The 26,712-nt window shown below is 69.8% G+C and carries 19 protein-coding genes; 14 read left to right on the top strand and 5 right to left on the bottom strand.

The genetic code is table 11. From position 1 onward, the window contains the following. Positions 1 to 39 precede the first annotated feature (39 nt). The 5 genes from SLUN_RS39710 to SLUN_RS34635 all read right to left on the bottom strand — a co-directional run bounded on the left by SLUN_RS39710 (position 40) and on the right by SLUN_RS34635 (position 5,703). Complete coding sequence (locus SLUN_RS39710) at positions 40 to 408, bottom strand: hypothetical protein (protein WP_159100393.1); 369 nt, start codon at positions 406 to 408, stop codon at positions 40 to 42. Positions 409 to 679: 271 nt separating this feature from the next. After that, positions 680 to 1,105, bottom strand: a complete 426-nt coding sequence (locus tag SLUN_RS34650) for a hypothetical protein (RefSeq protein ID WP_108153869.1) — start codon at positions 1,103 to 1,105, stop codon at positions 680 to 682. A 294-nt stretch (positions 1,106 to 1,399) separates the two neighbouring features. Beyond that, complete coding sequence (locus tag SLUN_RS34645) at positions 1,400 to 2,917, bottom strand: fatty acid desaturase (RefSeq protein WP_108153868.1); 1,518 nt, start codon at positions 2,915 to 2,917, stop codon at positions 1,400 to 1,402. A gap of 42 nt (positions 2,918 to 2,959) precedes the next feature. Next, positions 2,960 to 3,499 carry a hypothetical protein gene (locus tag SLUN_RS34640; protein ID WP_108153867.1) on the bottom strand — a complete coding sequence of 180 codons (540 nt, stop codon included), beginning with the start codon at positions 3,497 to 3,499 and terminating at the stop codon, positions 2,960 to 2,962. 32 nt (positions 3,500 to 3,531) lie between these two features. Next, entirely contained in the window at positions 3,532 to 5,703 is a 2,172-nt protein-coding gene (locus SLUN_RS34635; protein WP_159100392.1) for an ATP-grasp domain-containing protein, read from the bottom strand. Positions 5,704 to 6,809: 1,106 nt separating this feature from the next. Here SLUN_RS34635 and SLUN_RS34630 point away from each other — a divergent pair. The 14 genes from SLUN_RS34630 (at position 6,810) to SLUN_RS34565 (ending at position 26,710) form a co-directional block, all read left to right on the top strand. After that, a complete protein-coding gene (locus SLUN_RS34630; RefSeq protein ID WP_108153865.1) occupies positions 6,810 to 8,288 on the top strand; it encodes a sugar transferase in 1,479 nt (492 codons plus the stop codon). An 82-nt stretch (positions 8,289 to 8,370) separates the two neighbouring features. Then, positions 8,371 to 9,687 (top strand): nucleotide sugar dehydrogenase, encoded by a 1,317-nt coding sequence (locus SLUN_RS34625; protein ID WP_108153864.1) that lies wholly within the window; start codon positions 8,371 to 8,373, stop codon positions 9,685 to 9,687. Then, positions 9,677 to 10,942, top strand: coding sequence for a glycosyltransferase family 4 protein (locus SLUN_RS34620; protein ID WP_108153863.1), 1,266 nt, complete (start codon positions 9,677 to 9,679; stop codon positions 10,940 to 10,942). Before SLUN_RS34625 ends, SLUN_RS34620 begins: the two co-directional genes overlap by 11 nt. Further along, the gene (locus tag SLUN_RS34615; protein ID WP_108153862.1) at positions 10,939 to 12,306 is read left to right on the top strand and encodes a Wzz/FepE/Etk N-terminal domain-containing protein; all 1,368 of its coding nucleotides are present in this window, start codon (positions 10,939 to 10,941) and stop codon (positions 12,304 to 12,306) included. The genes SLUN_RS34620 and SLUN_RS34615 overlap by 4 nt, the downstream gene beginning before the upstream one ends. Beyond that, entirely contained in the window at positions 12,303 to 13,832 is a 1,530-nt protein-coding gene (locus SLUN_RS34610; RefSeq protein ID WP_108153861.1) for a Wzz/FepE/Etk N-terminal domain-containing protein, read from the top strand. The genes SLUN_RS34615 and SLUN_RS34610 overlap by 4 nt, the downstream gene beginning before the upstream one ends. Before the next feature lie 3 nt (positions 13,833 to 13,835). Beyond that, entirely contained in the window at positions 13,836 to 15,764 is a 1,929-nt protein-coding gene (asnB, locus tag SLUN_RS34605) for an asparagine synthase (glutamine-hydrolyzing) (RefSeq protein WP_108153860.1), read from the top strand. 25 nt (positions 15,765 to 15,789) lie between these two features. Beyond that, positions 15,790 to 17,985 (top strand): bi-domain-containing oxidoreductase, encoded by a 2,196-nt coding sequence (locus tag SLUN_RS34600; protein WP_108153859.1) that lies wholly within the window; start codon positions 15,790 to 15,792, stop codon positions 17,983 to 17,985. Continuing rightward, complete coding sequence (locus SLUN_RS34595) at positions 17,982 to 19,958, top strand: alginate lyase family protein (RefSeq protein ID WP_108153858.1); 1,977 nt, start codon at positions 17,982 to 17,984, stop codon at positions 19,956 to 19,958. Before SLUN_RS34600 ends, SLUN_RS34595 begins: the two co-directional genes overlap by 4 nt. 8 nt (positions 19,959 to 19,966) lie before the next feature. Beyond that, positions 19,967 to 21,487 (top strand): right-handed parallel beta-helix repeat-containing protein, encoded by a 1,521-nt coding sequence (locus tag SLUN_RS34590; RefSeq protein WP_108153857.1) that lies wholly within the window; start codon positions 19,967 to 19,969, stop codon positions 21,485 to 21,487. 1 nt (position 21,488) lies between these two features. Next, the gene (locus SLUN_RS34585) at positions 21,489 to 22,730 is read left to right on the top strand and encodes an O-antigen ligase family protein (protein WP_108153856.1); all 1,242 of its coding nucleotides are present in this window, start codon (positions 21,489 to 21,491) and stop codon (positions 22,728 to 22,730) included. A 2-nt stretch (positions 22,731 to 22,732) separates the two neighbouring features. Continuing rightward, the gene (locus tag SLUN_RS34580; protein WP_108155102.1) at positions 22,733 to 24,007 is read left to right on the top strand and encodes a glycosyltransferase; all 1,275 of its coding nucleotides are present in this window, start codon (positions 22,733 to 22,735) and stop codon (positions 24,005 to 24,007) included. After that, the gene (locus tag SLUN_RS34575; protein WP_108153855.1) at positions 24,004 to 25,239 is read left to right on the top strand and encodes a class I SAM-dependent methyltransferase; all 1,236 of its coding nucleotides are present in this window, start codon (positions 24,004 to 24,006) and stop codon (positions 25,237 to 25,239) included. Before SLUN_RS34580 ends, SLUN_RS34575 begins: the two co-directional genes overlap by 4 nt. Further along, on the top strand, positions 25,236 to 26,066 hold the full coding sequence (locus SLUN_RS34570; protein ID WP_108153854.1) for a glycosyltransferase family protein: 831 nt from the start codon (positions 25,236 to 25,238) through the stop codon (positions 26,064 to 26,066). The genes SLUN_RS34575 and SLUN_RS34570 overlap by 4 nt, the downstream gene beginning before the upstream one ends. Beyond that, entirely contained in the window at positions 26,063 to 26,710 is a 648-nt protein-coding gene (locus SLUN_RS34565) for a PIG-L deacetylase family protein (protein WP_108155101.1), read from the top strand. The genes SLUN_RS34570 and SLUN_RS34565 overlap by 4 nt, the downstream gene beginning before the upstream one ends. Positions 26,711 to 26,712 lie beyond the last annotated feature (2 nt).

Here is a 26,712-nt window from a genome sequence, read left to right as displayed (position 1 = left end):
GGCGGATGCCGCGGCATGCCGCGGCTCGAGGGGCATGGCCTACGTCCGCCACCGGCACAGCGCGCACAGCGTGAAGCGGCCGGACATGGCTCTTCGGGCCTCACCCGCCGCCGGCCGGACACCCCCATCGGTTGCCCCCGCACATGCCGTTCTCGCGTCGGGCGGCGCCGCCGCGGCGGACACCGGCGTACGCACCTGCTGCCGTACGGCTTGCTCCACGTCCGAACCGGTCGACGAGCAGGAGGAGTCGGCAGGGGCCGCAGCATGCGGCACCTGCTCGATCCCCTGTGAGGTGCCGGAGACCGCACGGGCCGAGCCGTGAGCATGGCCGGACCCGTGCAGCAGCGCACAATCGAGCACGGTCATGAGCAGCGCGCTCAGGAGCAGGGCGAGCAGTCGGCGCTGCACGGCAGTAGCCGGGAGCGGGCGAATACGCGATGACGGGAGCACAGTTCCTCCGCAAGGGCCGTCATGCACCACGGGGTGCATCAAAACGGCGGGCGGGGCGGGCAGTGTCAGGACATCGCCGCAGAGATCTGCCTCGCCATGCGCGGTGGCGCGTCGAGCGAGGCAGGGAGCGGCGAACTGGCCGGCCGCATCGCGCCCACAGCCGCAGTGGGCTGTCCCGGAGCTGTGTCAGACGGGAAGGCGTCGAGGGCCGGCGAGCAGTCGCCGCATCCTAGACCTGCAGAACTGTGGCTCTTATCGACGTGCTCGGCAATTGCTTGGCCGACGCCACGTCACCGAAAGCGACCGCAGCAGGTGGCCCCGACGGGGAAATGCGTTCCTCGACGAGGGCACAGGCGCTGGGGGCATCCAGAGCAGGGGTCTGCTGCGGCTGGCCGGGCACGCACTCCTGAGCCGGATGGGACGGGCCATGACCACCACCGTGGTGATCCACCGGCACATCCTCAACCGCGTGGCCGTCAATGGCAGCAGCCGTATGCACGGTCGCACTTGCGTCGAGATGGCCGATGACGCCTTCGGCGCTCACGCCGTGCGCGTACACGAAGGCGAACAGCATCATGGCCACCCACAGCATGCGCAACGGGCCCGCCGATGAGCGGGCCCGCGACATGCGGGAAGACGACCAGGCCGTAACCATGCCGTGATCCTAACGGCTCGCCCTGGCAATCCCCGCCGCTCCGGTCGCAAAGATCACGCCAACATCTGGCTGCACATGGCGCACGCAATCGACATGGCGCAGGTGGCTGCCACACCGGGGATCGTCACGAAGTGCCGTGACCGTGGCTGTGGCCGAGGGTGCTGTGCGGTAGCGGCCGGGGTCGGCGCCGAAGGCCGCCGCGCAGTGCGCGGAGCCGATCCGGTCGCGGTCGAAGGTGTGGGTACGGAGAATCGAGCCTTCCCCGGCCTTCGGAGAAAGCGGGTCGGAGAAGGCTCAATGAATCTGCACGACGAGGCGCAGGCCCCGCACCAACGCCGAATTGGCCGCTTGGCCGAACCGCCCTTCACAGAGGCTGGCGCTGTAACTGCGGTGGCCGGGCAGAGGCGCCATTCTTTCGCGAATGAAGGACAGGCGCAGGTCGTCGCCCATCGGGGTGACCAGTCCTTGGGCTATGCGCTCAAAGTTGCCGGTCCAGCAGTCGAAGACAAAGGTTTCGTACACGTTCAGCCTCATGACCACACAGCCCCAGTCGAGCAGTCCGGGAACCGTCCGCCGAAGGAGTTCGGGATACGCAGTGAAATGGGCGCGCGGATACAGATGGTGAATCAGGTGGTAGTTGTCGTAGAAGGCCCAGTCCGTTCCGAGTACGGGCACTTCGGTGACGTGCGCCGCGCCTTTGGTTCCCGTGGGCTCGCGATCCAGGGCGGCAACAAGGTGCTCCTGCGGCAGCCACAGAATGGTGCTGGCCTTGGGGTGACGGGGGTTTCGCAAATCGCTCAAGCCATGCCACACGTACTGGGCTTTTGCGGTGTTCACGGCTCTGTACAGCGCCGCTCCGACCAGCCAGTAGCCGAGGAACCGGTCTGTGGCGATCAAATACGCGGTGCCGGCCCAGAACGCGGCGACACCCAGGACGAGCAGGGCACGCCTGGAGCCACGGCAGCGCCGATGGAACGCCAAATTGCCCGAGGTCAATAGTATGAAGCAAGTCTTCAAACCGAATATGCAGAATTCCAGGACCCGTGAGCGGTCGTAGGGCAAGGGCGAGTGGATGTCGTCGGGCCCGGCGTTCTCCGGATGGTGGATCATGAGGTGTTCGGTCGCGTAGAACCTCGGCAGCGAGCCGATCATCGGTCCCATGACCCAGTCCGACAGCAACCGCCAGACCGACGACAGCCACTGGCGGCCACGGAGGCCGAGAACCTGACAGTGCATGTCCCAGTGGAAGTAGGCTTCGAAGTCGACCCACGCCGGAGCAAGGTATTTGACGAGGAACAGAAGAATCACGGCGGAGCTCAGCAACCCGGTGCGCGGACCAACGACACACGCGGTGGAGATGAGCGGCACACAGTAAAGAAGCTGGACTCGGGCAAGGTGCTGCAGCCGGCGGTCGGCGAAACGCTGCGGCTGGGCCCCGAGCGGAGCATAGTCCGCAGGGAGCGACCAGGGCTCGAAAGCGGCAATGTACGCCTCCCGGTGCAGGCAAACGGAGTAGACCTCCGCGAGACCGAGAGCCGTTACCACCAGCAACGCCGACACGAGCCCCCGGAGTACCTCACCACCCGGCCAACTGGCCGCATGGTGGGCAACGTACGGCGGCAACAGAGCGAACAGCGGGAGCAGAGGAGCGAGATAGGTGGCGGTGCGCCAAGGGACCACCTTCCTGATCAACGGCGCGTGCCTGCCGTAGGAGAAGCGGTCGTACCGGCCGATCAGTTCGATGAGGATCAACAGGGGAAACGAGACGAGCACTCCGGCACAGACCGCCGTGAACCCTGCCGTCTTCTTCACGCCATGCCCCTCTCCCCGCCCAAGCACAGGCCCGGCCTTGCGTCAGTCCGCCTCACTCAACTGCCAGTCCGCCCCCTCCACTCGGACGGCGGCCACACAGCCGGCGAGGACGTGGGCACCCGGTCCGGCGAACCAACGCGCCTCCGTCGGGTCCCACCAGCGCTCGCCTATGCGAAGCACCTCGTGGTGCACCACGTCGTCGCCGATCCAGACGTCGTTCGCGTCGGACGCCGACCACGTCGACCTCCAGTGCGGCACGGCGTAGGCGGGCGGCTTGATCGCTGCCCGCCCCCGCGCATACGGCACACCGGCCAGCGTGAGCAGTTCGCCCGCCAGATCCGCATGCACTCCGCAGTCGCCGACCCACTTGTCCGGCTCCGCCAACCGGCACCAGCTCACCGGCCACCGGGTGGGTCCCCAGCTGACGAGCAGCGGTATCGCGGCCAGCCGGGAGCCCGTGTCGACCCAGCGCTCGAAACGCCGCAGAACGAAACGTCGTGCTTCCCTACAGCAAAGGTCGCCGTGGTGCGAGATGCGTGACAGCCCGATGGAGTCGATGCGTTGACGGTCCTGCTCACTCAACGCGCATCCTGGTCGACGCCGGTGGTCGCTGGTCATGCGAGGGCTTCCGCTGCCAGGCCGCGTCCGAAGGGATAGGACATGGACAGGTCGTAGGCGCCGCACATGCCGAACGCCAGGAAGTCCCCCTCTGCCAAGGAACTCACATCCAGCTCCTCCGCGAGGATGTCGCTTTCCATGCAGGACCGCCCGAGGATGCGTCCCGCTCCACGGCTCACCGGCCGCCACTCCCCATGGATGAACTGGGCGACGGGATGAGCCCGGTATCGGGCTTCGGGAATGTCACCGAGGGCCGCGTCCACGATGACCTCCCGGCCGATGCCGTGGCCTTTGGCAAGCAGGACCCGGGTGACGACGGCTGCCGCCGACTGGGTCAGCAACTTGCCCGGTTCCAGCACGATCTCGAGCTGCCGCGTCCGCAGGCAATCTCCGCCGGTTGCGAGGACCCGGTCGAGCGACGAACGCAGGACGGACAGGTCGTCCACGTGCCACCCGCCGCCGAAATCGACGACCGCCGGCGGATCACCCAGCCGGTCGGCGAGCGGGTCGGCGAAACCGAGAGCCGAGGTCGCCTCGTGCCGCCATCGGTCCGGACCCAGCACGCTCTCCGCCTGATGAAAGTGAATTCCCCACCGGGCACCGAGTCGTACCCGCAACTCGGTGAGCAGCGCGGCGGTTTCCGCCAAGTCGGCGCTCCGCTCGAAGGAGAGCCCGAAGCGGCTGGCCACTCCGGGTGCCGCCACACGTATACCGACGATGTCCGCCGTGAGCCGGAACCCCGCGTCCAACGAGCGCACCAGTTGCGCAAGCTCCTCGACCGAATCGGCAAAGAAGGCGCCGCAGCGTACGCTGGAACGGGAAGGCCACCACTTCGCCGGGCCGTTCAGAATGGCGCAACCGGGATCGAAGCCGTGGGTGATCGCGACATCCAATTCGTCCAGGGTGATTGCTTCGGCGACCAATCCGAGTCCGGCGGCCCGGGACAGCAGCTCCGGATGCGGGCAGGTCTTGATGCTGTGCGCCAGAACAGTGTGAGGAAGACCGTCCAGCTGTGCGCGCAGCTCTGCGACCCGCTCGTCGAGGAGTGTCACCAGTATCTGTCGGGACGGGGTTGCCCACGACTCGGACGGTGTGTCCAGCAGAGTCTCGTATCCCGTGAGGGATTCAGTGCTCTCCGAAGGCTGTGGGTGCGTGCGGTTCGAAGGGATGGCCGACGCCGGCCCGTGTACGGCGGTCGGCTCGGAGAGCAGTTCCCTGCGGCCAAGCGTGCGCATGCCCGACGGGTGCTTGGTGGCCGGATTGATCCCGTCGCTGGGCCCCCAGGGATAGGAGGAGATTCCGAGTACGGGGGAGACAGCGATCTCTTCGACCACTCTGGTGAACCCGGATGTGAGGCGGCGGCGTTCGGGCCGGACCTGCTCCGCGAGCAGAGCCGCCGGCAGGTTCGCGCCGCAGGTGCTTGCACCGTGAATCCAGGCGGGAAAGCGGGGATTGACCTCCATCAATTTCAGGTCACCGTCCCACGTTCGAATCATCTCGATCTCGCCCCCGCCGTTCCACCCGACGTCGGCTGCGTAGTGGCGCAGTTTCTCCCACAACACGTCCGGCAGTTCGGCGACCTCCCCCGACCAGGTCTTCCCCTCGGGGGTAAGGATCACCTTCGTCATCAGGACGGCGTCGAGCAGTGCGCCGTTGCGGGCGACGAAGGCTATGCCGCACTCCTGACCGGGGACATGCGCCTCAAGATGCCAGTCTCCGCCCCACTCGCGCTTGATGAAGCGCCCCGCGGCGAGTGCCTCCTCCACGCTCCGTACCCGGAACGCCTCGTAGTGCTGACCCTTGGCCCAGGCGCCGTAAGGCGAGTGACGGATGAATCGTTCAGCCGCGCCCCAGTCCGTGTCGGTGGAGAATTCCGGCAGGGGCAGTCCCAGCGCGTCTGCTACCGTGACCGGCGGTTTTGCCACAGTGTCGAGCACTCGCTTGTTCGGTGCCAGTACGCGTTCATGCACACCGAAAAACTCGGCGAGTACTCGGACCTCGAGGTCCAGGGTCGGAATGAGGAAGGTGTTCGGGTCGGCGATCAGATCCGCCACTTGTTCCATCCACGTACCCGGGTGTATCTCGTCCCACCCGGGAAGCAACACGACATCGTCGAGAATTGATGTGTGCAGGGCCGAACTGGCAGCAGAGTAGTCCAGCCCGACCACCCGGACTTCCGGATCCGCTAGCTTCAGGGACCGTGCGATCCCTAACCCCGGTGAGGGGTTGGGTCCGCTGTGCATCCCGCTGACAACAACCGTGGCTGCATGAATGATTGCCCCCCAAGACTCATGGCCAATCCGCCTCGTTCGGGCTCGACGAGCGTGGCAGCCCCTTGAGAGTTTCCTACATCTCGCGGCGCTTGTCCCAGAAATCCAGCGCGAAGCCACGGTGCTTCGTACCGGCCGCCCGTGTCGCGACGTACCGAGGCGCAAATACATCGCCACCGCCGGCCCGTTGCCCGCCTGCCGCTCAGCCAGGAACAGCGTCAGGCGCGGGTTCGGCTGAAAAGGCACTCTCACAGGTACCTGATTTGCCATCAGCTGGAGCGTCGGGTGAGCGTCGAGACTTCCGTGCGCCGCTGCAAGAGGGCGGGGCCTAACGCTCGCCCACCCATGCACAGGCCGCAACCGCAGGCCAGAGACGTCCGTCCGTCCGACCCGCGGCGCACTTCACGTCGTGCGCCCACGGAAACATGTCGACGCGACCTGCGCGAGCATGCCGCCGAACACCGACACGCTCAAGTCGTGCGCCTCTGGAGCGCGCGATGGCGTCAAGGCACCCGTAGGCACCGGTCGGTGGGTCCAGCCTCAAAGCTTGAGCACAAGTTGCACACATCCCCTCTACAGACCGGCCCCGTTGGTCTAGATTGACCGTGCTTCAACTGCTCGGGCACGAGGCGACCAATAATGATCTATAAGTCCGGCACTACCGAAAGCCAGCAGTCGCGTCCCCGGTGCCAGACGTGGGGGTGATCAATTCTTGGAGCCCGAGAGGGGGCTTCGGGTGCGGGGAGCACCCGAGGTTTCGACGGTTCCCGCGCACCTCGAGGGTCTGGCAGGACGTGCGAGTCCGCTGCCGCCAGGGCGGGTTGTTCAAGTAGCGCTGAAGTAGCCGGGATGTCATGCGCGGGGGGCGGGGGCCTACCGCAAAGAGGAACAGCGCGGCGCGGGGCGATGGGCCTCCCGAGGGGTGGAAGCGTGCGGGGCGGGGCCTCCCGGGAGGAACAGTGTTAGGCGAACACGTCGAACCACTGGGGACCCGGGGGGGTTCTGTGCGGCAGGGGGGATCAGTCGTCCCTTTTCCGTCGACGCGCGGGCGTCTGGCGAATGGGGCAATCAGCCAGCCCGTGAACGACTGGGAGCAGCGGTACCGCCGTACCGTGATCACCAGCGATACCGTGGCCACCGCCTTGGTGGTGGCGGCGATCGGCAACTTCTTCGGGGCCCGGGACGCGGCCAACTGGCACGAGAAGTGGGGAATTCTCGCATTCGGCACCGAGCTGCTGGTGCTGGGAGCGCTTGCGGTGAGCCGGTCATGGGCTCCGGCCGTGCTCGGCCAGGGCGCCGAGGAATTCCGCCGGCTCGGACGCTCACTGTTCACGGCGACCGTCGTACTGGCGCTCGGCGGGATCGCCCTCACCTCGCGCAACATCAAGCTCTGGATCTTCGTCGCGATCCCCGCGATCGCGCTCGTCACCATGACCGCGCGGTATCTGCTCCGCCTCGGGCTGCACAAACAGCGGAACGAAGGACGGTGCCTGAGACCGGTGGTCGCTGCCGGGAGCCTGGCCACCGTGCGCGACCTGATCACCCGAACCCGCAAGTTCCCGCACCTCGGCTGGCGGGTGGATGCGGTGTGCACGACGGACGGTCTCGGGCTCGACGGTGACCAACTGGACGGAGTGCCGGTCGTCGGCCGACTGACGGACGTCGCGGGCCACGTCCGCCGCGACGGCTACCGTGTCGTCGCGGTCACACCGGACCCGCACTGGTCACCGGAGCGGCTGCAGCGGCTGGCCTGGAACCTCGAAGGCAGCGATGCCGAGATGGTCGTGGCCCCCGTGCTGATGGAGGTGGCCGGCCCGCGGCTGCACGTCGACGCGGTGCTCGGGATACCGCTACTGCGGGTCAGTATGCCGACCTTCACCGGGGGTCACCGGGCCATCAAAGAGGTCGTCGATCGGATGGGCGCGGCGATCCTGCTGATGCTGTTCGCGCCGCTGATGGTGCTCGTCGGGCTGCTCGTGCTGGTGGACAGTCGGGGTGGGACGGTCTACCGCCAGCGCAGGGTCGGCAAGGACGGCCGTGAGTTCACCATTTTCAAGTTCCGCACCATGGTCGCCGGGGCCGACGGGGCACGTGCCGAGCTGGCCGACCGCAACGAGGGCGCCGGCCTGCTGTTCAAGCTCCGCCGGGATCCGCGGGTGACCCGGGTGGGAGCAGTGCTGCGCCGGTACTCGATCGACGAGCTCCCGCAGCTCTTCAACGTACTCACCGGATCGATGTCGCTCGTCGGCCCGCGGCCTCCGTTACCGGAGGAGTCCGCTGCGTACGGCCCGGACATCCGGCGGCGGCTGCTGGTCAAGCCCGGGCTCACCGGGCTGTGGCAGATCAGCGGACGCAGCGACCTGTCGTGGGAGGAGGCGGTCCGGCTCGACCTGCGGTACGTGGAGGACTGGTCGCTCGCCCTGGACACAGTGATCTTGTGGAAGACGCTGCGTGCGGTGCTCCATGGGCAGGGGGCCTACTGATGCGCGGGGGGCTGCGGCTCAACTGGCCGGCCGGCGCGCGGACCGCAGGCCGGAAGGGCCTGCCTGGGGAGAGGGACGGGTCATGAAGGTCAGCGTTTTCGGGCTCGGCTACGTGGGCTGCGTGTCGGCCGCGTGCCTGGCCAGCATGGGTCACGAGGTCATCGGGGTGGACGTGAACCAGGTGAAGGTCGACCTGGTCAACGACGGCAAGGCCCCGGTGGTCGAGGAGCGGATCGGCGAGCTCATCGCCGAGGTCGTGCGGACCGGAGCGTTACGCGCTACCGGCGACGTCCGCGAGGCGATCATGGGCAGCGAGGTGTCGCTGGTCTGCGTGGGCACGCCGTCGGAGCCCAACGGCAGCCTGTGCACCACGTATCTGGAGCGGGTCACCGAGCAGATCGGTGCCGCGGTGGCCGAGCGGGGTGGGCGGCAGACCGTCGTGTTCCGCAGCACCATGCTCCCGGGCACCTGTCTGAACCTGCTGGTACCGATCCTGGAGAAGTACGTCGGCGGCACGGCCGGGGTGGACTTCGGGGTCGCGGTCAACCCGGAGTTCCTGCGCGAGGGCACGAGCGTGAAGGACTTCTTCGACCCGCCCAAGACCGTCATCGGCGAGCTCGACCCGACAAGCGGCGACGCGGTGACGGCGCTGTACGACGGATTGCCCGGCGAGGTGTTCCGGGTGCCGATCCCGACGGCCGAGGCCATCAAGTACGCGGACAACGCGTTCCACGGCCTCAAGATCGGCTTCGCGAACGAGCTCGGCGCGGTGTGCCACGCGCTCGGGGTGGACTCGCACCAGGTGATGGACGTGTTCCTGGCCGACCGCAAGCTGAACATCAGCCCCGCCTACCTGCGGCCCGGCTTCGCCTTCGGCGGCTCCTGCCTGCCCAAGGACTTGCGCAGCCTGGTCCACGCGGCACGGCGGGCAGACGTCTCGGTGCCCATCCTCGCCCACGTGCTGCCCTCCAACTCCGACCATCTGCAGCGCGCGGTGGAGTTGGTCGAGCGCACCGGAAAGCGTCGGGTGGGCCTGTTCGGGTTGTCCTTCAAACCCGGCACCGACGACCTCCGCGAGAGCCCGCTCGTCGAGCTGGCGGAGAGGCTCTTCGGCAAGGGTTACGACCTGCGGATCTACGACCCCAACGTGAACCTCTCCCGGCTGCTCGGCGCGAACCGCGAGTACATCGAGACCCGGCTGCCGCACCTCGCGCAGCTGCTTGCGGAGTCCGTCGACGAGGTGCTCGAGCATGCCGAGGTGTGCCTGGTCGGGACCAAGGATCCGGCCGTGCTGTCGGCGCTGCCCCATGGCGACGGCCCGGTGATCGTCGACCTCATCCACCTTCCCGACGCCGAGGCGCGCCGGGCCGAACCTGGGTACGTGGGCCTTGCTTGGTGACATAACCAGCGGCGACCGGCCGGACCGGCGCGCGCTGATTCTGGTGGAGAACCTGTCGGTGCCGTTCGACCGGCGGGTGTGGCAGGAGTGCACGACACTGCGCGACGCGGGCTGGGAGGTGCACGTCATCTGTCCCCGGGGGGAAAAGCGGGACACGGAGCCGGAGGCGGAGATCGACGGGGTGCGGATCCACCGCTATCCGTTGCGCGCGGCCACCGGAGGGCCGGCCGGCTACCTGCGGGAGTACGGATCGGCGTTGTGGCATACGGTCCGGCTGGCCCGCAAGGTCGGCCCGGTCGACGTGGTCCACGCCTGCAACCCGCCCGACCTGCTGTTCCTGCCGGCACTGTGGCTGAAGCGGCGCGGCGCGCGGTTCGTCTTCGACCAGCACGACCTGGTGCCCGAGCTGTACCTCTCCCGGTTCGACCGCGGCAAGGATCTGCTTTACCGCGCCGTGTGCGCGCTGGAACGGCGGACCTACCGGGCCGCGGACGTCGTGCTCGCCACGAACGAGAGCTACCGGGACGTCGCGCTGCGCCGTGGCGGTCGGCGGCCGGCGGACGTCTTCGTGGTGCGCAGCGCGCCCGACACCGACCGGTTCCAGCCGGTGCCGCCCGAGCCGGAGTTGAAGAGCGGCAAGCCTCATCTGCTGTGCTACCTCGGTGTCATGGGCCCGCAGGACGGTGTCGACTACGCCTTGCGGGCCCTCGCGAAGCTGCGCGACGAGTTCGGGCGTACCGACTGGCACGCGGTGTTCGTCGGCGCCGGCGACGCCTTCGACGCGATGGTGGAGCTGTCCCGGCGGCTCGGGCTCTCGGAGCAGGTGCAGTTCACCGGTCGCATCCCGGACGCCGACCTGGTGCGCTACCTGTCCACCGCGGACGTGTGCCTGTCCCCCGACCCGCGCAATCCGCTCAACGACGTGTCGACCATGAACAAGGTCCTGGAGTACATGGTGATGGGCCGGCCGATCGTCTCGTTCGACCTCCGGGAGGCGCGAGTCTCCGCCGGTGACGCCGCCGTCTACGCGCCCGCCAACGACGAGGCCGAGTTCGCCAAGCTCATCACGCTGCTCCTCGACGATCCGGAGAAGCGGGCCCGGATGGGCAAGATCGGCCAGGAGCGGATCAGCGGACAGCTCTCCTGGCGAAACTCCCAGCGATCGCTGCTCGCCGCCTACGCCGCTGCGTGCCGTGACCACACTCCGGTGTCGGCGGGCGCCCCGGTCCGCACAGGGAAGAGGGCGCGCCGTTGAGCGATGACACGATCCGCCTGGTCACGATCGGGCGGATTCTCCGTCGGCGGTGGCGGCTTCTCGCCGTCCTCACCGTCGTGGGCGCGCTCGTCGGCTACGGCACCTCGGTGCTGATCCCGCCGCGTTACACGGCGTCGGCATCGGTACTGCTGCCAGGGCAGTGGGACGAGCGCGGGCTGCTGACTCAGGTGGACATCGCGACCAGTTCGGCGGTGGTCGACCGCGCGGCTGCCACGCTCGACTGGACGGGCGTCAACGGCGGCGAGCTGCGGGATCGAGTGAGCGCCAAGGCCGCCGACGGGAACATCATCAAGATCTCGGGTACAGCCGACACCCCGGAGCGCGCGCAGCAGCTCTCCGACCAGGTGGCCCAACAATTCGTCACATTCGCCGCGCGGCTCGCAGGCGACAGCACCGACCCCGACGCGGCGGCAGGGCCCGAGGCACTGCGGCAGAAGGTGGCGCAGACCAACCGCCGCATCACCGAGCTGGCCAATGCGGCCGATCCGGGGCAGTCCGTGGAGAGCGTGCAGGCCCGCACCGAGCTCGAGCAGCTGCGCACCGCGCTGCAGGAGGCAATGAAGAAGCTGGACGAGGCCGACCCGGCGACCAACAAGGCCAACATGGTCGTCATGGGGCCGGCGGCCCGGCCGACCGGCGAGGCAGCTCCGACGAGGACGCAGCTCATCGTCGCCGGGGCGCTGCTGTTCTTCCTGCTTGCGCTCATCGGCCATCTCGCCGCCGCACGGGTGAATCGCCGACTGCGCACCGAACCGGAGATCGCCGCGGCGCTGGGCTCGGCGCTGCTGGGTACCGTCGACGTGCCTGGTGAACGGCCCGCGCACCGGCCACAAGGCCGTGACCCGCGGGCCTGGATCCGCTGGCTGCTGGACGTCGACACCCGGTGGGACATACCGACCCCGCAGCCGTCCGGCGGCGAGGCCGGCAGACAGATCCGCTACCGGCGGGTGTGCGCTCGCCTCCGGGACCAGCTGCCGGCCCCCAGGCGGCTGCTGGTTGTCGTACCGGACGGCGACGAGATCGCCCGCAGGGCCGCCGGGCAGCTCGTCGCCCAGGCCAAGAACGATCCGCTGCTCCGGGTGGTGGGGGTTTCCGTGTCCCGGCCGCTGGTGCCGGACCGCGACACCGAGTCCGGTGCCCTGGTCGTGCTCAGCGCGGGCAACTGGACCGCAGAGGAGCTCGCCGACATCGCCGAGGCGTGTGCGGACGCAGGGCATGAGGTCGTCGGCATCGTCGTCGCCGGCACGATCCGAGCCCGTCCGACGCGGACTGCCGGCCGTCCTGCGGATGAGGCCACTGTGGCGCTCGCGGTTCGCGGCCACGCGACGGGAGGTTCAGTGTGACGACGAGCAAGACTGCGGAGTCGTCGGCCGCCACTCCGCTGCTGGACCTGCAGGCGCTGGTGGTGGCGGTGCGCAGGCGCCGCCGCCTCTGGTGCGCCGTGGCGCTGCTGGGGCTGCTGGTCGGCGCGGCGGTGGCGGTCCTCATGCCGCCGCCGCCGACCGCGGTGACCAAGGTGCTGGTCGCGCATCAGGCGGACCAGCCGAACGACCCCGGAACGCTGATCCGCACCGACGTCGCGCTGCTGCAAACCACGCGGATCGCCAGTAAGGCCCTGCAGTCTCTCGAGTCCCCGGAAAAACCAGAGGACTTCATGCAGGACTACGGGGGTACCGGCTTGACCAACAACCTGCTGCAGATCAATGTGACAGGTGACAGCGACGCGGAAGCGGTGGCCCGCGCCAAGGCGCTGGCCGATGCGTTTGTCGCGGACCATGTGAGGCGAATACAGGAAGCCGCGAACGCCGAGGCCAAGACTCTGCTCGACCAGCGTGACCGCATGCGGAAGGAACTCGCCAAGGTCAACAAGGCGATCGGAGACCGATCGCCGGAGAGCGACCCGAAAGCGTCGGCGAGCATCGAGTCGCTCTTCGCCCGCCGGGCCGAACTCACCTCGCGGATAGCCGATTTCGATCAGCGCGCCGCAGAGGCGCGCACCGGCACGCCCCGGCTCATCGCCGGCACGCAGATCGTGGACGCCCCGCGCGCGGTGCAGCACTCCCTGCCCAGGGCCGCTGTCACCAACGCCACGATAGGGCTCGCCCTCGGGCTCGTCCTCGGGCTCGCGCTGGCCGCGGTCGGCGCGGTGGTGGCGGACCGCCCGGTGCTGCGCCGGGAGATCGCGGCGAACCTCGGCGCCTCGGTCATCGCGGAGCTGCGCCGCACGCCCCGCCGGTCGGCCAGGCTGTGGCAGCGCCGACGGACCCGGGCGGCACGGACAAGGCTCACCGCGTCCCTGGCCCGCACCGTGCGCGGCTCCGCCGAACCGGTGTCGCTGCTGGAACTGGGCTGTGCGCGCAGCGCGAGCGTGATCGCCCTGGACCTGGCAAGGGCACTGGCGGCGGAGGAGCCAGTGGTCATCATCGATGGTCTGCCACGCCTGCAGCTCGCCAACCGCCGCCCGAAGCCAGGAGACCCGACCGTGGTCAGCGGCGAGCGTGCCGCGGCCGTGTCGCATCAGGAGCGCCGGCTCGGCGTCGGCTCGGTGGCGCCCGGCGCGGCGTGGACCGACCTCCAGTACCTCGGCACCCAGACCGTGCTCGTCGTGCGTGCCGGGCACGGCAGCGCCGCATGGTTGCACACCGTGGCGCGGCAGCTCGCGGACCAGCGCATTCCGGTGATCGGTGTGGTGCTGATCGACCCCGATCCGCGTGACCGGACCGACGGCACGCTGTGGGACGGGCTGCACACCGCGCTGCGCGGCCGGAACGAGCGGCCGGCCCGGCAGAACGAGACGGGCCGACGGCGGACGGAGCGGCTGCCGATGTGGGCCGCACAGGTCCCGGACAACGACCAGGAAGCGCGGTAGGACATGTGTGGCATCGCAGGGACATACCGATGGCCGGACGGGAAGGTCGTGACCGACCGGCTCACCGATACCCTCGCCCACCGCGGTCCGGACGGGGCGGGCCGGTACAGCCACCCCGTCGGTGACGGCGAAGTGCAGCTCGGGCACCGCCGGCTGGCCATCATCGACCTGTCCGAGACCGGCGCCCAGCCGATGGTCTCGGGCGGCCTCGCCCTCACATACAACGGCGAGCTGTACAACGCGCCGGAGTTGCGTGCCGAGCTGGCAGCCGCTGGGGTGCGCTTCCGCGGTACCTCCGACACCGAGGTGCTGCTTGAGGCCTGGCGGCGCTGGGGCACGGACTGCCTGCCCCGGCTGCGCGGCATGTTCGCGTTCGGGATCTTCGACGAGCGAACCGGTGAACTGGTGCTCGCCCGCGACCAGCTCGGCATCAAGCCGCTGTTCCTGCTCCGGCGCGGTGAGGGCCTGGTGTTCGCCTCCGAGCTCAAGGCGCTCGCCGCCGCCACCGGCGGATCGCTGCAGGTGGACAATGCGGCGCTGGTGGCCTCGCTGCTGTACTACTGGGTGCCGGACTCACGGTGCGCGTTCCGCGAAGCGGAGAAACTGCCGCCGGGGAGCTGGCTCCGGTGCCGGCCCGACGGCCGGGTGGAGCGCGGCCGGTACTGGCACCTGAAGGACGTCGCCGCCGAGGGCCGGGAGCGGGCCCGGAGCGGCGAGCAGCCAGACCTGGCCGCCATCGTCGAGGAGTCGACTCGACGTCACCTGCTCTCCGACGTACCCGTGGCGACCTTCCTCTCCGGCGGTCTTGACTCCAGCTACCTGACCGCGCTGGCGGCCCGCGACCAACCCGGGATCTCCGCTTACACGATCGGGTTCCGCGCCGAGGACGCCAAGTTCGAGGCCATGCCGGACGACCTTCGCTATGCCCGGCAGGTGGCCGAGCGGTTCGGCGTCGACCTGCATGAGATCGAGATCGCTCCGAATGTGCTCGACCTGCTGCCACAGATGACATACCACCTGGACGAGCCGATCGGCGACCCCGCCGCGATCAACACGTTCCTCATCTGCGAGGCCGCCCGGGAAGCCGGGGTCAAGGTGATGCTCTCGGGGATGGGTGCCGACGAACTGTTCGCCGGTTACCGCAAGCACCTGGCCAACCTCCTTGCGCTGCGCTACCAGCGCGTCCCGCGGCCCCTGCGGCGCGGCCTGTCCGCGGCCGTGGACCGGCTGCCGGTCGCCACGGCCCGCCGGGGGTACCGGTCGGTGCGGTTCGCGAAACGGTTCCTCTCCTTCGCCGACCTGCCGGAGGAGACCGCGTTCCGGCGCAGCTACACCATGTACGACCAGGACGAACTGCTCGCCCTGGTCAATCCGGACCTGGCCGGAACGGTCGACGACGTGCTGACCGAGCACGCGGACATCTACCAGGACAACGAACTCGACGACTTCGTCAACCGCATGTGCCTGAGCGACGCCCGGATGTTCCTGCCTGGCCTGAACCTCGCTTACACGGACCGCTCCAGCATGGCCGCCTCGACCGAGGTGCGGGTGCCGTACGTGGACGTCGAGGTGGTCAAGGCGGCGTTCGCCGTGCCCGGCGATCGCAAGATCGTCGGACGACAGGGCAAGGCCGTCCTCAAGGAGGCGGCCACCTCGATCCTGCCCCGGGAGATCGTGTACCGGCCCAAGGGCCTGTTCAGCGCCCCGCTGCGCGCCTGGATGAGCCGGGACCTGGCACCGCTGGTGCGCGAGGTGGTCAACGACGGCGTGCTTGTCAACTCCGGGATTCTGCGCCGCGACGCGCTGGCGCGCATGGTCGCCGAGGACGCCGCCGGGCAGCGGGACTTCTCCAAGCATCTGTGGCATGTGCTGACGCTCGAGTACTGGTATCGCGACGCGACCTCTGGCTCAGGCCAGAGCCAAGCGGCTTGACAGCGTAGAAACAAGAGGAGCTCGGGTGAAACAGGTTGTTCAGAACTACAAGAGCGGCGAGCTGGCGGTGCTCGACGTGCCGGTGCCGGGGTGCAAGCCGGGCGGTGTGCTGGTCCGCACCGCCTACTCGCTGATATCCACCGGGACCGAGCTCATGAAGGTGTCCGAGGCCGGCATGTCGATGCTGGGCAAGGCCCGCTCCCGTCCGGATCAGGTGGCCAAGGTCATGCAGAGTGTGGCCACCAACGGTGTGCCCGCCACCTACCGCAAGGTGATGGGCAAGCTGGACTCCTACACGCCGCTGGGCTACTCGCTGTGCGGGGTGGTCGAGCAGGTCGGCACCGGGATCGACGATGTGGCGGTCGGTGACCTCGTGGCCTGCGCCGGCAACGAGCACGCGTTGCATGCCGAGCTGAACTGGGTACCGAAGAACCTCTACGCCCGGGTGCCGGACGGACTCGCGCCGCGGCATGCGGCCTTCGGCACCGTCGGGTCGATCGCGTTGCAGGGCGTCCGCCGGGGCGAGCCACAGCTCGGCGAGGTGGCGCTGGTCATCGGCCTCGGGCTGATCGGACAGCTGGTGGTGCAGCTCCTTGCCGCCTCGGGAGTCCGCGTCGTCGGGGTCGACCCGGACCCGGTGCGCTGCGAGTTGGCCGAGCGCCTGGGCGCCGCGGCCTGCGGCGATCCCGCGTCCGCAGCCGTCGAAGCTGCCGTCGCCGAGCTCACCGGCGGTCACGGCGTGGACCAGGTGTACCTGGCCGCCGGCGGTGGCAGCAACCAGCCCGTCGAGCTGGCCGCCCGGCTCTGCCGGGACCGCGGCCGGGTCGTCGACATCGGCAAGTGCCGCCTGGACCTGCCGTGGAACGCGTACTACGAGAAGGAGCTCGACGTCCGGTTCTCCCGCTCGTACGGCCCCGGGCGCTACGACCCGGAGTACGAGCTCGAGGGGCGGGACTACCCGATCGGCTACGTGCGCTGGACCGAGCGCCGCAACCTGGCGTGCTTCCTCGATCTCCTCGCCCGCGGCCGCGTCGACGTGGAGCCCCTGGTCTCCCACATCGCCGACTTCGATGACGCCGTCGAGACGTACCAGCGCCTGAAGGACGGCGACCTGAAGGCCGTGGCTGTGCTGTTCCGGTACCCCGAACAGAAGGAGGAAGCGGAGGCCCCGGCGGTGGCCGTGCCCGCGGTGCGACGCAGCGGCGGAGCGTCCACCCCGGCCCGGGCCGCCAAGGCGCCGGTTCGGCTGGCGTTCGCCGGCGCGGGAAACTACGCGACGTCGATGCTGCTGCCGCACCTGACACAGCGCGACGGCGTCGAGTTGTCCACGGTCGTCACCACGACGGCGCTGTCCGCGGCCAACGCGAAGCGGAAGTTCGGCTTCGCCGAGGCGACCACCGATCTCGACGCCGTGCTCGGCGACCCGTCCATCGACGCGGTGTTCGTGGTCACCCGGCACAGCTCGCACGCCGAACTGACCCGAAGGGCGCTGCTTGCCGGCAAGGCGGTGTTCGTGGAGAAGCCGTTGGCGCTCACCGAGGACGAGCTGGCCGGTGTGCTCGCGGCGGTGGAGGAGTCCGGCAACGACCGGCTGCAGGTGGGCTTCAACCGCCGGTTCGCGCCGCTGCTGCAGGAGGCCAGGAAGCGGTTCGGCACCCGGACCGGTCCGGCGAGCCTCCGCTACCTGGTCAACGCGGGCCGGCTGCAGCACGGCAGCTGGTATCTCCAACGGGGCACCGAGGGCTCGCGGTTCGCCGGCGAGGGCGGACACTTCATCGATACGGCGAGCTGGCTGCTCGAGGCCGACCCGGTATCGGTGTACGCGGTCGCCACGTCCGGCAACGAGGACCTGCAGGTCGTGCTGCGCTACCCGGACGGATCCACCGCCACCATCAGCTACGTCACCACCGGCGCGGCCGGCTTCCCCAAGGAGACGCTGGACCTTGTCGCGGACGGCAAGGTGCTGCGGCTCGACGACTTCGTCCGTGCCTCGGTGTTCTTCAATGGCACAGTCGGCCGCAAGCGGTGGGTCAGTTCGCGGCTTCCCAAGGCGCGGGACAAGGGCCAGTCCGCCGAGCTGGCCGCGTTCATCAAGGCCGTGCGGACCGGCGGGCCGATGCCGGTGCCGCTGGAGTCGCTGGTCGCCACCACGGCGGCCACCCTCGCCGTGCAGGCCGGCCTGGCGGGCGGAGCGCCGGTGACGTTGGCGAGGGCGCGATGACCCTGAGCGCGGGCTGGTACCTGCGACGCTTGTCCCGGATGGGACCGCGGGAGGTCGGCGGCCGGGCGGGCGACGCGGTGCGCAGGCGGCGGTGGCGGTCTGCGCGGCCGGACTGCCCGAGCGTGACCGGCGCCCGGTTCACCGCGGTACTGCCCGCCGGGACGATCGCCGCGGTGCCACCGGACGCCGCGAAACGTCTCATCGCCGAGGCGGACCGGCTGATGTACGGGCACGTCGAGTATTTCGGGGTGGTCCGCGACGACCTGGCCGACCCGGACTGGTGGTGCGACCCGAAGACCGGGCGCCGGGCTCCGTGGGGCTACGCCTTCGACGTGCCGTACCGGAACGAGGACGCGGTCGGGGACATCAAGCAGATCTGGGAGCTGTCCCGGCATCAGTACCTCACCGTGCTCGCCGCCGCCTACGCGGTCACCGGGAACGAGCGGTACGCCGAGCGAGTGGCCGAGCACCTGCGGTCGTGGTGGGCGGCCAACGCGCCGCTGCGCGGAGTGCACTGGATCAGCGGCATCGAGCTGGGGATCCGGCTGCTGTCCTGGGTGTGGATCCGCCGGCTGCTCGACGGCTGGCCGGGCGTGGCCGGGTTGTTCGAGGGCAACCCGGTGGCGCTGAACCAGATCTGGCACCACCAGCGCTGGCTGGCCGCCTTCCCCAGCCGGGGGTCTTCGGCGAACAACCACGTCATCGCCGAGGCCGCCGGGCAGTTCGCAGCGGCCTGCGCGTTCGGGTGGTTCCCCTCCTCGGCGCGTTGGCGAGCCGGCGCGCTGCAGTCACTGGAGCGGCATCTGCGAAGCAACACCTTCGACTCCGGCCTCAACCGCGAGCTGGCCACCGAGTATCACGGACTGGTGCTGGAACTCGGCCTGGCCGCGGTGGCCGAGGCGGATGCCGCCGGCGTGCCGGTCCCCGCGTCGATCCGGCTGGTGCTGCTGCGGATGACCGACGCGCTCGCGGCCATCGTGGACAGCCGGTTACGGCCGCCGCGCCAGGGGGACGCGGACGACGGACACGGTCTGGTCCTGGACGGCGCGGGCACCGACCGCTGGGCCTCGCTGCTGGCCACCGGGGACGCCGTGTTCGGCCGGCTCGCCTGGTGGCCGGCGGTGACCGGCACCGATGTGCGCACCCCGATGCTGGCCGCGCTCATCCGGCCGTACGCGAAAGATGGAACCGCACCGGCCGTGACCCGACCGGCAAGCCGACCAGGCCACTTCGCCGACGCGGGCATGACCATCCTGCGCGGTCCGGAAGAGATCTGGTGCCGCTGCGACGGTGGTCCGCACGGCTTCCTGTCCATCGCCGCGCATGCCCACGCGGACGCGCTGTCCCTGGAGGTCCGGCACGACGGGGTCGACGTGCTCGCCGACCCGGGAACGTACTGCTACCACGGGCAGCCCGAGTGGCGGCAATATTTCCGGTCGACCCTGGGCCACAACACCCTGCAATTGGACGGCGGTGACCAGTCCGTCTCCGGCGGCCCCTTCCTGTGGACCCGGCATACCCGCAGCCGCGTCCTGGTCCCGGACACATCCGGCACCTCCGACGGGGGGACGGCCCGCTGGTGTGCCGAGCACGACGGTTACCAACGCTCCGTGCACCGCCGCCTGGTGGAGCTGACGGCCGCAGCTAAGGAGCTGCGGGTGGTTGACGAGGTGCGCGGCCCGCGCCGGGCCGCCCGCCTGGCGTTTCACCTCGGCCCGGCGATCGCCGCGGACCTGGTGGGGAACCGGGCAGTGCTCACCTGGACCCGGGACGGCGAGGACCGCTCCGCGGTGCTCGACCTGCCCGGGCAGCTGTCCTGGCGGGCGCATCGCGGCGAGAGTGACCCGCCGCTGGGCTGGTACTCCGCCGGCTTCGGGCGCAAGGAACCCACCACAACGCTGGTCGGCACCGGCTTCGCCGACGGCACTGCGCTGTTGGGGGAGTTCACCACCGTACTCAAGTTCCGCGGCTAGGGGGGCGCGTGGGGATCAAGAGGCGGCACTGGGCATTGGCGGCGGCATCGCTGGCGCTGGCCCTGCTGGCGGCGAGCGGCTGTGAGAGCACGCCGGGCGCCCGGGCGAAGCCGACCGCTGCGCCGTCCACGCCCGTGACCCGGGTGTGCGCCAAGCCCGCGGCCGGGCCGGCGAAGGCGCCGGCAGGCGCGGTGACGGTCGACCCCGCGGTGGTCGGTGACCTGGCTGCGAAGACCAAGAGCAGCCCCCCGAACACCACGTTCTGGCTTCGACCGGGCAAGCACAGGCTCGGGCCGGACCGCTACGCCCAGGTCATCCCCAAGGAGGGGAACAGCTACCTCGGCGCGCCAGGCGCGGTGCTCGACGGCCGGAAGACCAACCAATACGCGTTCGGCGGCACCGCCCGCAACGTCACCATCCGCCACCTGACCGTGCAAGGTTTCGTCGCGCCGCATGACGAGGGCGTGGTCAACCATGACTCGGCCGACGGGTGGGTGATCGAGCACGCGACGATCCAGAACAACTCCGGCGCCGGGCTGATGGCCGGTGCCCGCCAGCGGGTCAGCGCCAGCTGCCTGCGCGGCAACGGTCAGTACGGCATGAACGCTTACAAGGCCACCGGCCGTATCAGCGGCCTGGTGGTCGAGGGCAACGAAATCGTGGGCAACAACAGGGACGACTGGGAGCGGCGGCGGCCGGGCTGCGGCTGCACCGGAGGCGTCAAGTTCTGGGCCGTCAACGGCGCCGACGTACGCGGCAACTGGGTGCACGACAACCGCGGAGCCGGGTTATGGGCGGACACCAACAACAACGACTTCCGCATCGAGGACAACGTGCTCGAGGCCAACGACGGTGCCGCGCTGATCTACGAGACCAGCTACAACGCGGTCATCCGGAAGAACACGATCCGGCGGAACAACTGGGTCGAGGGCCGCAGGTACGCCGACCGCGGCGACAACTTCCCGTTCGCGACCATCTACCTGTCCGAGTCCGGCGGCGAACCACGCATCCGGGCCCGCACCGACAAGATCGAGATCTACCGGAACGTGCTGGAGAACAACTGGTCCGGGATCACCCTCTGGGAAAACGCCGACCGGTTCTGCAACAGCCCGGCCAACACCTCGTCCGGTAACTGCACGTTGCTGGTGAAGAACACCGACAGCTGCGCACAGCCGGCGATCGCCACCGCACCGCTCTACGGCGACTGCCGGTGGAAGACGCAGCGGGTGGACATCCACGGCAACCGCTTCGTGCTGGACACGTCCGTCGTCGACTGCACGGCGAAGTGCGACCGAATGGCGGTGCTGGCCAACTACGGCACCTATCCGGACTGGTCGCCGTACCAGGGCGAGCGGGTGGCCGAGGCGATCACCCGCAAGCAGCACAACCGCTGGCACGACAACGTCTACCTCGGCCCATGGAAATTCGTCGCCCACGACCCGAGCCGGATACTCGACTCCGGGCAGTGGCAGGGCACGCCGTACCAGCAGGACGCGGGCAGCACCTTCCGCGCACGGGACGGTGGTTGAGATGAGCCCAGACCACACGGACCACACGTCGAAGATCGTCGGGACGGTCTGGGGGCTGCTGGTCCTCAACACGCTCGGCTCCGCCGGGGCGAAGACCGTCATCCCGCTGCCCCGCTCTCTCATCCAGATGGTCACCATGGGCGCGCTGGTCGCCGCGTTCGCGCTGGCGCTCGCGGTCAATCTCCAGCTGCGCATCCGACCCAGCGCCTTCGTGTTCCTGCTCACCCTGCTGCTGGTGCCGAGCGTGATCTCCAGCGCCAACCTGGAGTCCGGGTTCGGCGCGCTGTTCCGCTGTGCCCGGCTGGCTCTCTTCATCGGCACGCTGTGGCTGCTCGGCCGCTGGTGGGACGGCAGCCTGACGTTCGTCCGGCACCACATCCGGATGTACTTCGCGGTGCTCGGGTCGGTGGCCGCCGGCCTGGTCATCTCACCGGGCGCGGCCATGCCCGAGCTCTACGGCGGGCGGCTGGTCGGCGCGTTGTGGCCGCTCACCCCGCCGCAGATCGGACAGTACGCCGCGGTGATCATCGGGCTCACCGTGCTGCTCGTACTGGGCCGCCGGACCGACAAGGCCAGCGCCGCGGTAGTCATCGTGCCGTCACTCGTCCTGCTCGCTCTGACCCATACCCGGACGGCCACGCTCGGCCTGTTCATCGGGCTGACGTTGGCGATCGGCTCGCTCATCCTGACCAGCGCCGCCGCCCGCCGGTTCTTCATCTGGGCGGTGCTGTGCGCCGCCGTGGCCGCGGTGGGGTTCAGCTCCGCGCTGCAGGCGTGGTTCCTGCGCGGACAGAGCCAGGAGAACTTCACCAGCCTCACCGGTCGGGCCAAGGTCTGGCACGCCCTGCTGGCAGCACCCCGCACGGCCTCGGAGCACCTGTTCGGCGCGGGCCTGGGCGACAAGTCGTTCGGCGGGCTACCGATCGACAACAGCTGGCTGGCCGTTTACCACGAGCAGGGTATGACGGGCGTCGCCCTGGTGGCGGCGATCATCATCGTGCTGGGCGGCGTCGCGTTGCTGCGGCCACCGTCGCTGCCGAGGGCCTGCGCGATCTTCCTGATCAGCTACTGCGCGATCGCGTCGTACACCGAGGCCGGCCTTGGCGACGCCTCGCCCTATCTGCTGCATCTGGCCCTGGCCGCCTCGCTGCTGGCGGCACCTGCCGCGGCCGCTCCCCTCTCGACGCCCGAAGTCCCTCGACGACGCATCCCACGATGGGCCCGAAGATCGGAGGTGACCTGAGCATGCACATCCTCGTGGTGCACAACCACTACGCCTCGGCGCAGCCGAGCGGGGAGAACAAGGTCGTCGACCAGGAGGTGGAGCTGCTGCGCACGGCCGGCCACCGGGTCGAGGTGTTCGAACGGCGCAGCGACGACATCGCCGCCCGGTCCCTGCTTGCCAAAGCCGCGGTGCCGCTGCTTGTGCCGTGGAACCCTGCGGTCCGCGCGGAACTCGCCACCCGGCTTCGCACCGAGCGGCCGGACGTGGTGCACGTCCACAACGTCTTCCCGCTCCTGTCGCCCGCGGTGCTTGCCGCCTCCGCCGACGCCGGCGTGCCCGCCGTGGCCACGCTGCACAACTACACCCAGGTCTGCCCGCCCGGCACGCTGCAGCGGGACGGCCGACCGTGCACCGAGTGCGTCGGGGCGGCGCCGCTGCCCGCCGTCCGGCACGGCTGCTACCGGAACTCCCGGCTTGCGACGGTGCCGCTCGCGGTCAGCCTGTCGGTCAACCGGCGGCGGTGGTGGTCCGGCGTGGACCGTTTCTTCTGCATCTCCGCGGCGCAGCGCGACGTCCTGGTGCAGGCGGGCATGCCACCCGAGCGGCTGGCGGTGAAGCACAACTTCGTGCCCGACCCGGGCGCCCGCCGAACGAGCGCCGGCGACCATCTGCTCTATCTCGGCCGGCTCGCGGAGGCCAAGGGCGTGAGGCTGCTCATGGCCGCGTGGGACGAGATCGCCGCGAACGGCGGTGTGGGCGTGCCGCTCGTGGTCGCCGGCGCGGGGCCGCTGGAGCGAGAGGTGACCGCCTGGGCGGCGGGCCGGGACGACGTGCGGTACGTCGGCCTGTACGACACGGCGGAGTGCCAGAAGGCCATCGCGCGGTCGGTGGCCGTGGTGGCTCCCTCAACGTGGCTGGAGGCGTTCGGCCTGGTGGTCGTGGAGGCGATGGCGGCGGGGGTCCCGGCCGTCGCCGCCGGTCACGGCGCCTTCGTCGAACTCGTCGAGGACGGGGTGACCGGGCTGCTGCACCGGCCGGGCGAGTCAGCCTCGCTCGCGTCCTGCATACGCCGGATCGCGGCGGAGCCGGACCGCAACCGGGAGATGGGCCAGGCGGCCCGGCGCCGTTACGAGCAGGGGTTCAGCCCGGCCGTCGGCCTTGAGCGCCTGGTGGAGGGGTACCGCACCGCGATCGCGGGTCGGTCCGGCGGCGGGGACAGCGCGCCGCCGGTAGGGAACGGAAACGCTGGCTCGCGGCGGGGCACCCGCGCGAGCAGGGATGGGGGCAGTACATGACACGATGCCGACTCTGCGGCTCGGCGACGCTGGCGAGCGTCGTCGATCTGGGGGCGACCCCGCCGTGTGAGAGTTTTCTCGCCGCGGACCAACTGGACACGCCAGAGCCTGCGTACCCGCTGCACCTGCGGGTCTGCACCGACTGCTGGCTCGCGCAGATCCCGCCGCTGATCACGCCGGAGGAGACGTTCAAGGAGTACGCGTACTTCTCCTCCTACTCGACCTCCTGGGTGGAGCACGCGCGCAGGTTCGTCGCCGACGCCGTACAGCGGGTGGGTCTCGGCCCCGACGCCTTCGTGGTCGAGGTGGCGAGCAACGACGGATATCTACTGAAGCACGTGGTGGACCGGGACATCCGCTGCCTCGGCATCGAGCCGTCGGTGAACGTCGGCGCTGCGGCGCGGGACGCGGGAGTGCCCACGCTCACGGAGTTCCTGGACCCTGCCACCGGCTCGGCCGTCCGCGCCAAGCACGGCCCGGCGGACCTGGTCGTGGCCAACAATGTGTACGCGCACATCCCCGACGTGGTCGGATTCACCCGGGGGCTGCGCGCCCTGGTCGCCGATGACGGCTGGGTCTCCATCGAGGTGCAGCACCTGCTGACCCTGATCGAGGAGAACCAGTACGACACGATCTACCACGAGCACTTCCAGTACTACACGGTCGCGTCCGCGATCCGGGCGCTGGCGAGCGGCGGACTCGCGCTCGTGGACGTCGAGTTGCTGCCCACGCACGGCGGCTCCATCCGGCTGTGGGCCCGGCCGGCCGACGTGGCCGGCGAGCCGACCCAGCAGGTGGCCGACGTGCTGGACCGGGAGAAGGCCGCCGGGCTGCAGGAGCTCTCCGGATACACCGAGTTCTCCGCTCGGGTGGCCAAGGTGCGCCGGGACCTCCTGCGGTTCCTCATCGAGGCGGCCGAGCGCGGCGAGACGGTCGTCGGCTACGGCGCCCCGGGCAAGGGCAACACCCTGCTCAACCACTGCGGCATCCGGCCCGACCTGCTCCCGTACACGGTCGACCGCAACCCCTACAAGCACGGCAGGTTCACCCCGGGCACCCGCATCCCGATCCTGCCGCCCGAGCAGATAGCCGCCGACAGACCGGACTACGTCCTCGTTCTCCCGTGGAACCTGCGGGACGAGCTGGTCGAGCAACTGTCCTTCGTGCACGCCTGGGGCGGCCGGCTGGTCTTTCCCATCCCGGAACTGAGCATTGTCGAGGTCAAGCCATGAAGGTCGTTCTGTTCTGCGGCGGTTATGGGCTGCGTATGCGCAGTGGAGCCGCCGACGACATGCCCAAGCCGATGGCGATGGTCGGCCCGCGGCCGCTGATCTGGCACGTCATGCGCTACTACGCGTACTTCGGGCACACGGAGTTCATCCTGTGTCTCGGGTACGGGGCTCACCACATCAAGAACTTCTTCCTCAACTACGAGGAGACGACGTCCAACGACTTCGTGCTGCGGGGCGGGCAGACCGAGCTGCTGTCCACCGACATCGCCTCCTGGACGATCACGTTCGTGCAGACCGGCATCGAGTCACCGATCGGGGAGCGGCTGCGCCGGGTGCGGCACCACCTGGACGGCGACGAGATGTTCCTCGCCAACTACGCCGACGTGCTCACCGACGCCCCGCTGCCGGAGATGATCGACCGGTTCGCCCGGCGCGACGCCGGTGCGTCGATGATGGTGGTGCCGCCGCAGTCCTCGTTCCACTGTGTGGACCTGGGCGAGGACGGCCTGGTAGGAGGCATCACCGCGGTGAGCGACATGCCTCTGTGGGAGAACGGCGGCTACTTCGTGCTCCGCCAGGAGGTCTTCGACCACATACCGGAGAACGGGGACCTGGTCGCCGACGGATGTGCCCAACTGGCCAAGTGCGGACGGTTGGTGGCGCATCAGCACCGTGGCTTCTGGAAGCCGACCGACACCGTGAAGGAGCGGGCAGCGCTCGACGACGCGTACGCCCGGGGCGACCGCCCGTGGGCCGTGTGGGAACGGGACGGCGCGGGGGCGAGCGCGACCGGCAGCAGGGACGGCGCCGGGGCGAGGACCGCGTGATCCGGCTCGGGGCAGGCCGCCTTGACCGGATCGTCGCGGTGGGCGCGCACTGCGACGACATCGCCATCGGCGCCGGCGGCACGCTGCTGACGATGTGCCTCGCGCACCCGGGTACCCGTGTCGACGCGCTGGTGCTCTCCGGCGGTGGCAGCGAGCGGGAGCAGGAGGAGCGGGCCGCGCTCGCCGCCTTCTGCCCGGGCGCCGACCTGCGGCTGACCGTGCTCAAGCTGCCGGACGGCCGGCTGCCCGCCCACTGGGAGGAGGCCAAGGCCGCCGTCGAGGAGCTGCGCGCGCGGACCGAGCCGGATCTCGTGCTGGCCCCGCGCACCGATGACGCGCACCAGGATCACGGCGGCCTGGCGAAGCTGGTACCCACCGCATTCCGCGACCACCTCGTGCTCGGCTACGAGATCGTCAAGTGGGACGGTGATCTCGTCCGTCCGCCGGCGTACCAGCCGCTCTCGCCGGAGATCGCCGAACGGAAGGTGCGGCTGCTGCAGGAGCTCTACCCCTCACAGCGGCACCGGCCCTGGTACGACCGGGAGGCCTTCCTCGGCCTTGCGCGGATCCGCGGCATCGAATGCCACGCGCGCTACGCCGAGGCGTTCGCCGTCACCAAACTCACGCTCAATCTGGGGGACTGAAC

The organism is Streptomyces lunaelactis (genome assembly GCF_003054555.1).
GTDB lineage: Bacteria > Actinomycetota > Actinomycetes > Streptomycetales > Streptomycetaceae > Streptomyces > Streptomyces lunaelactis.
This window is presented reverse-complemented; position numbering and strand designations above follow the sequence as displayed.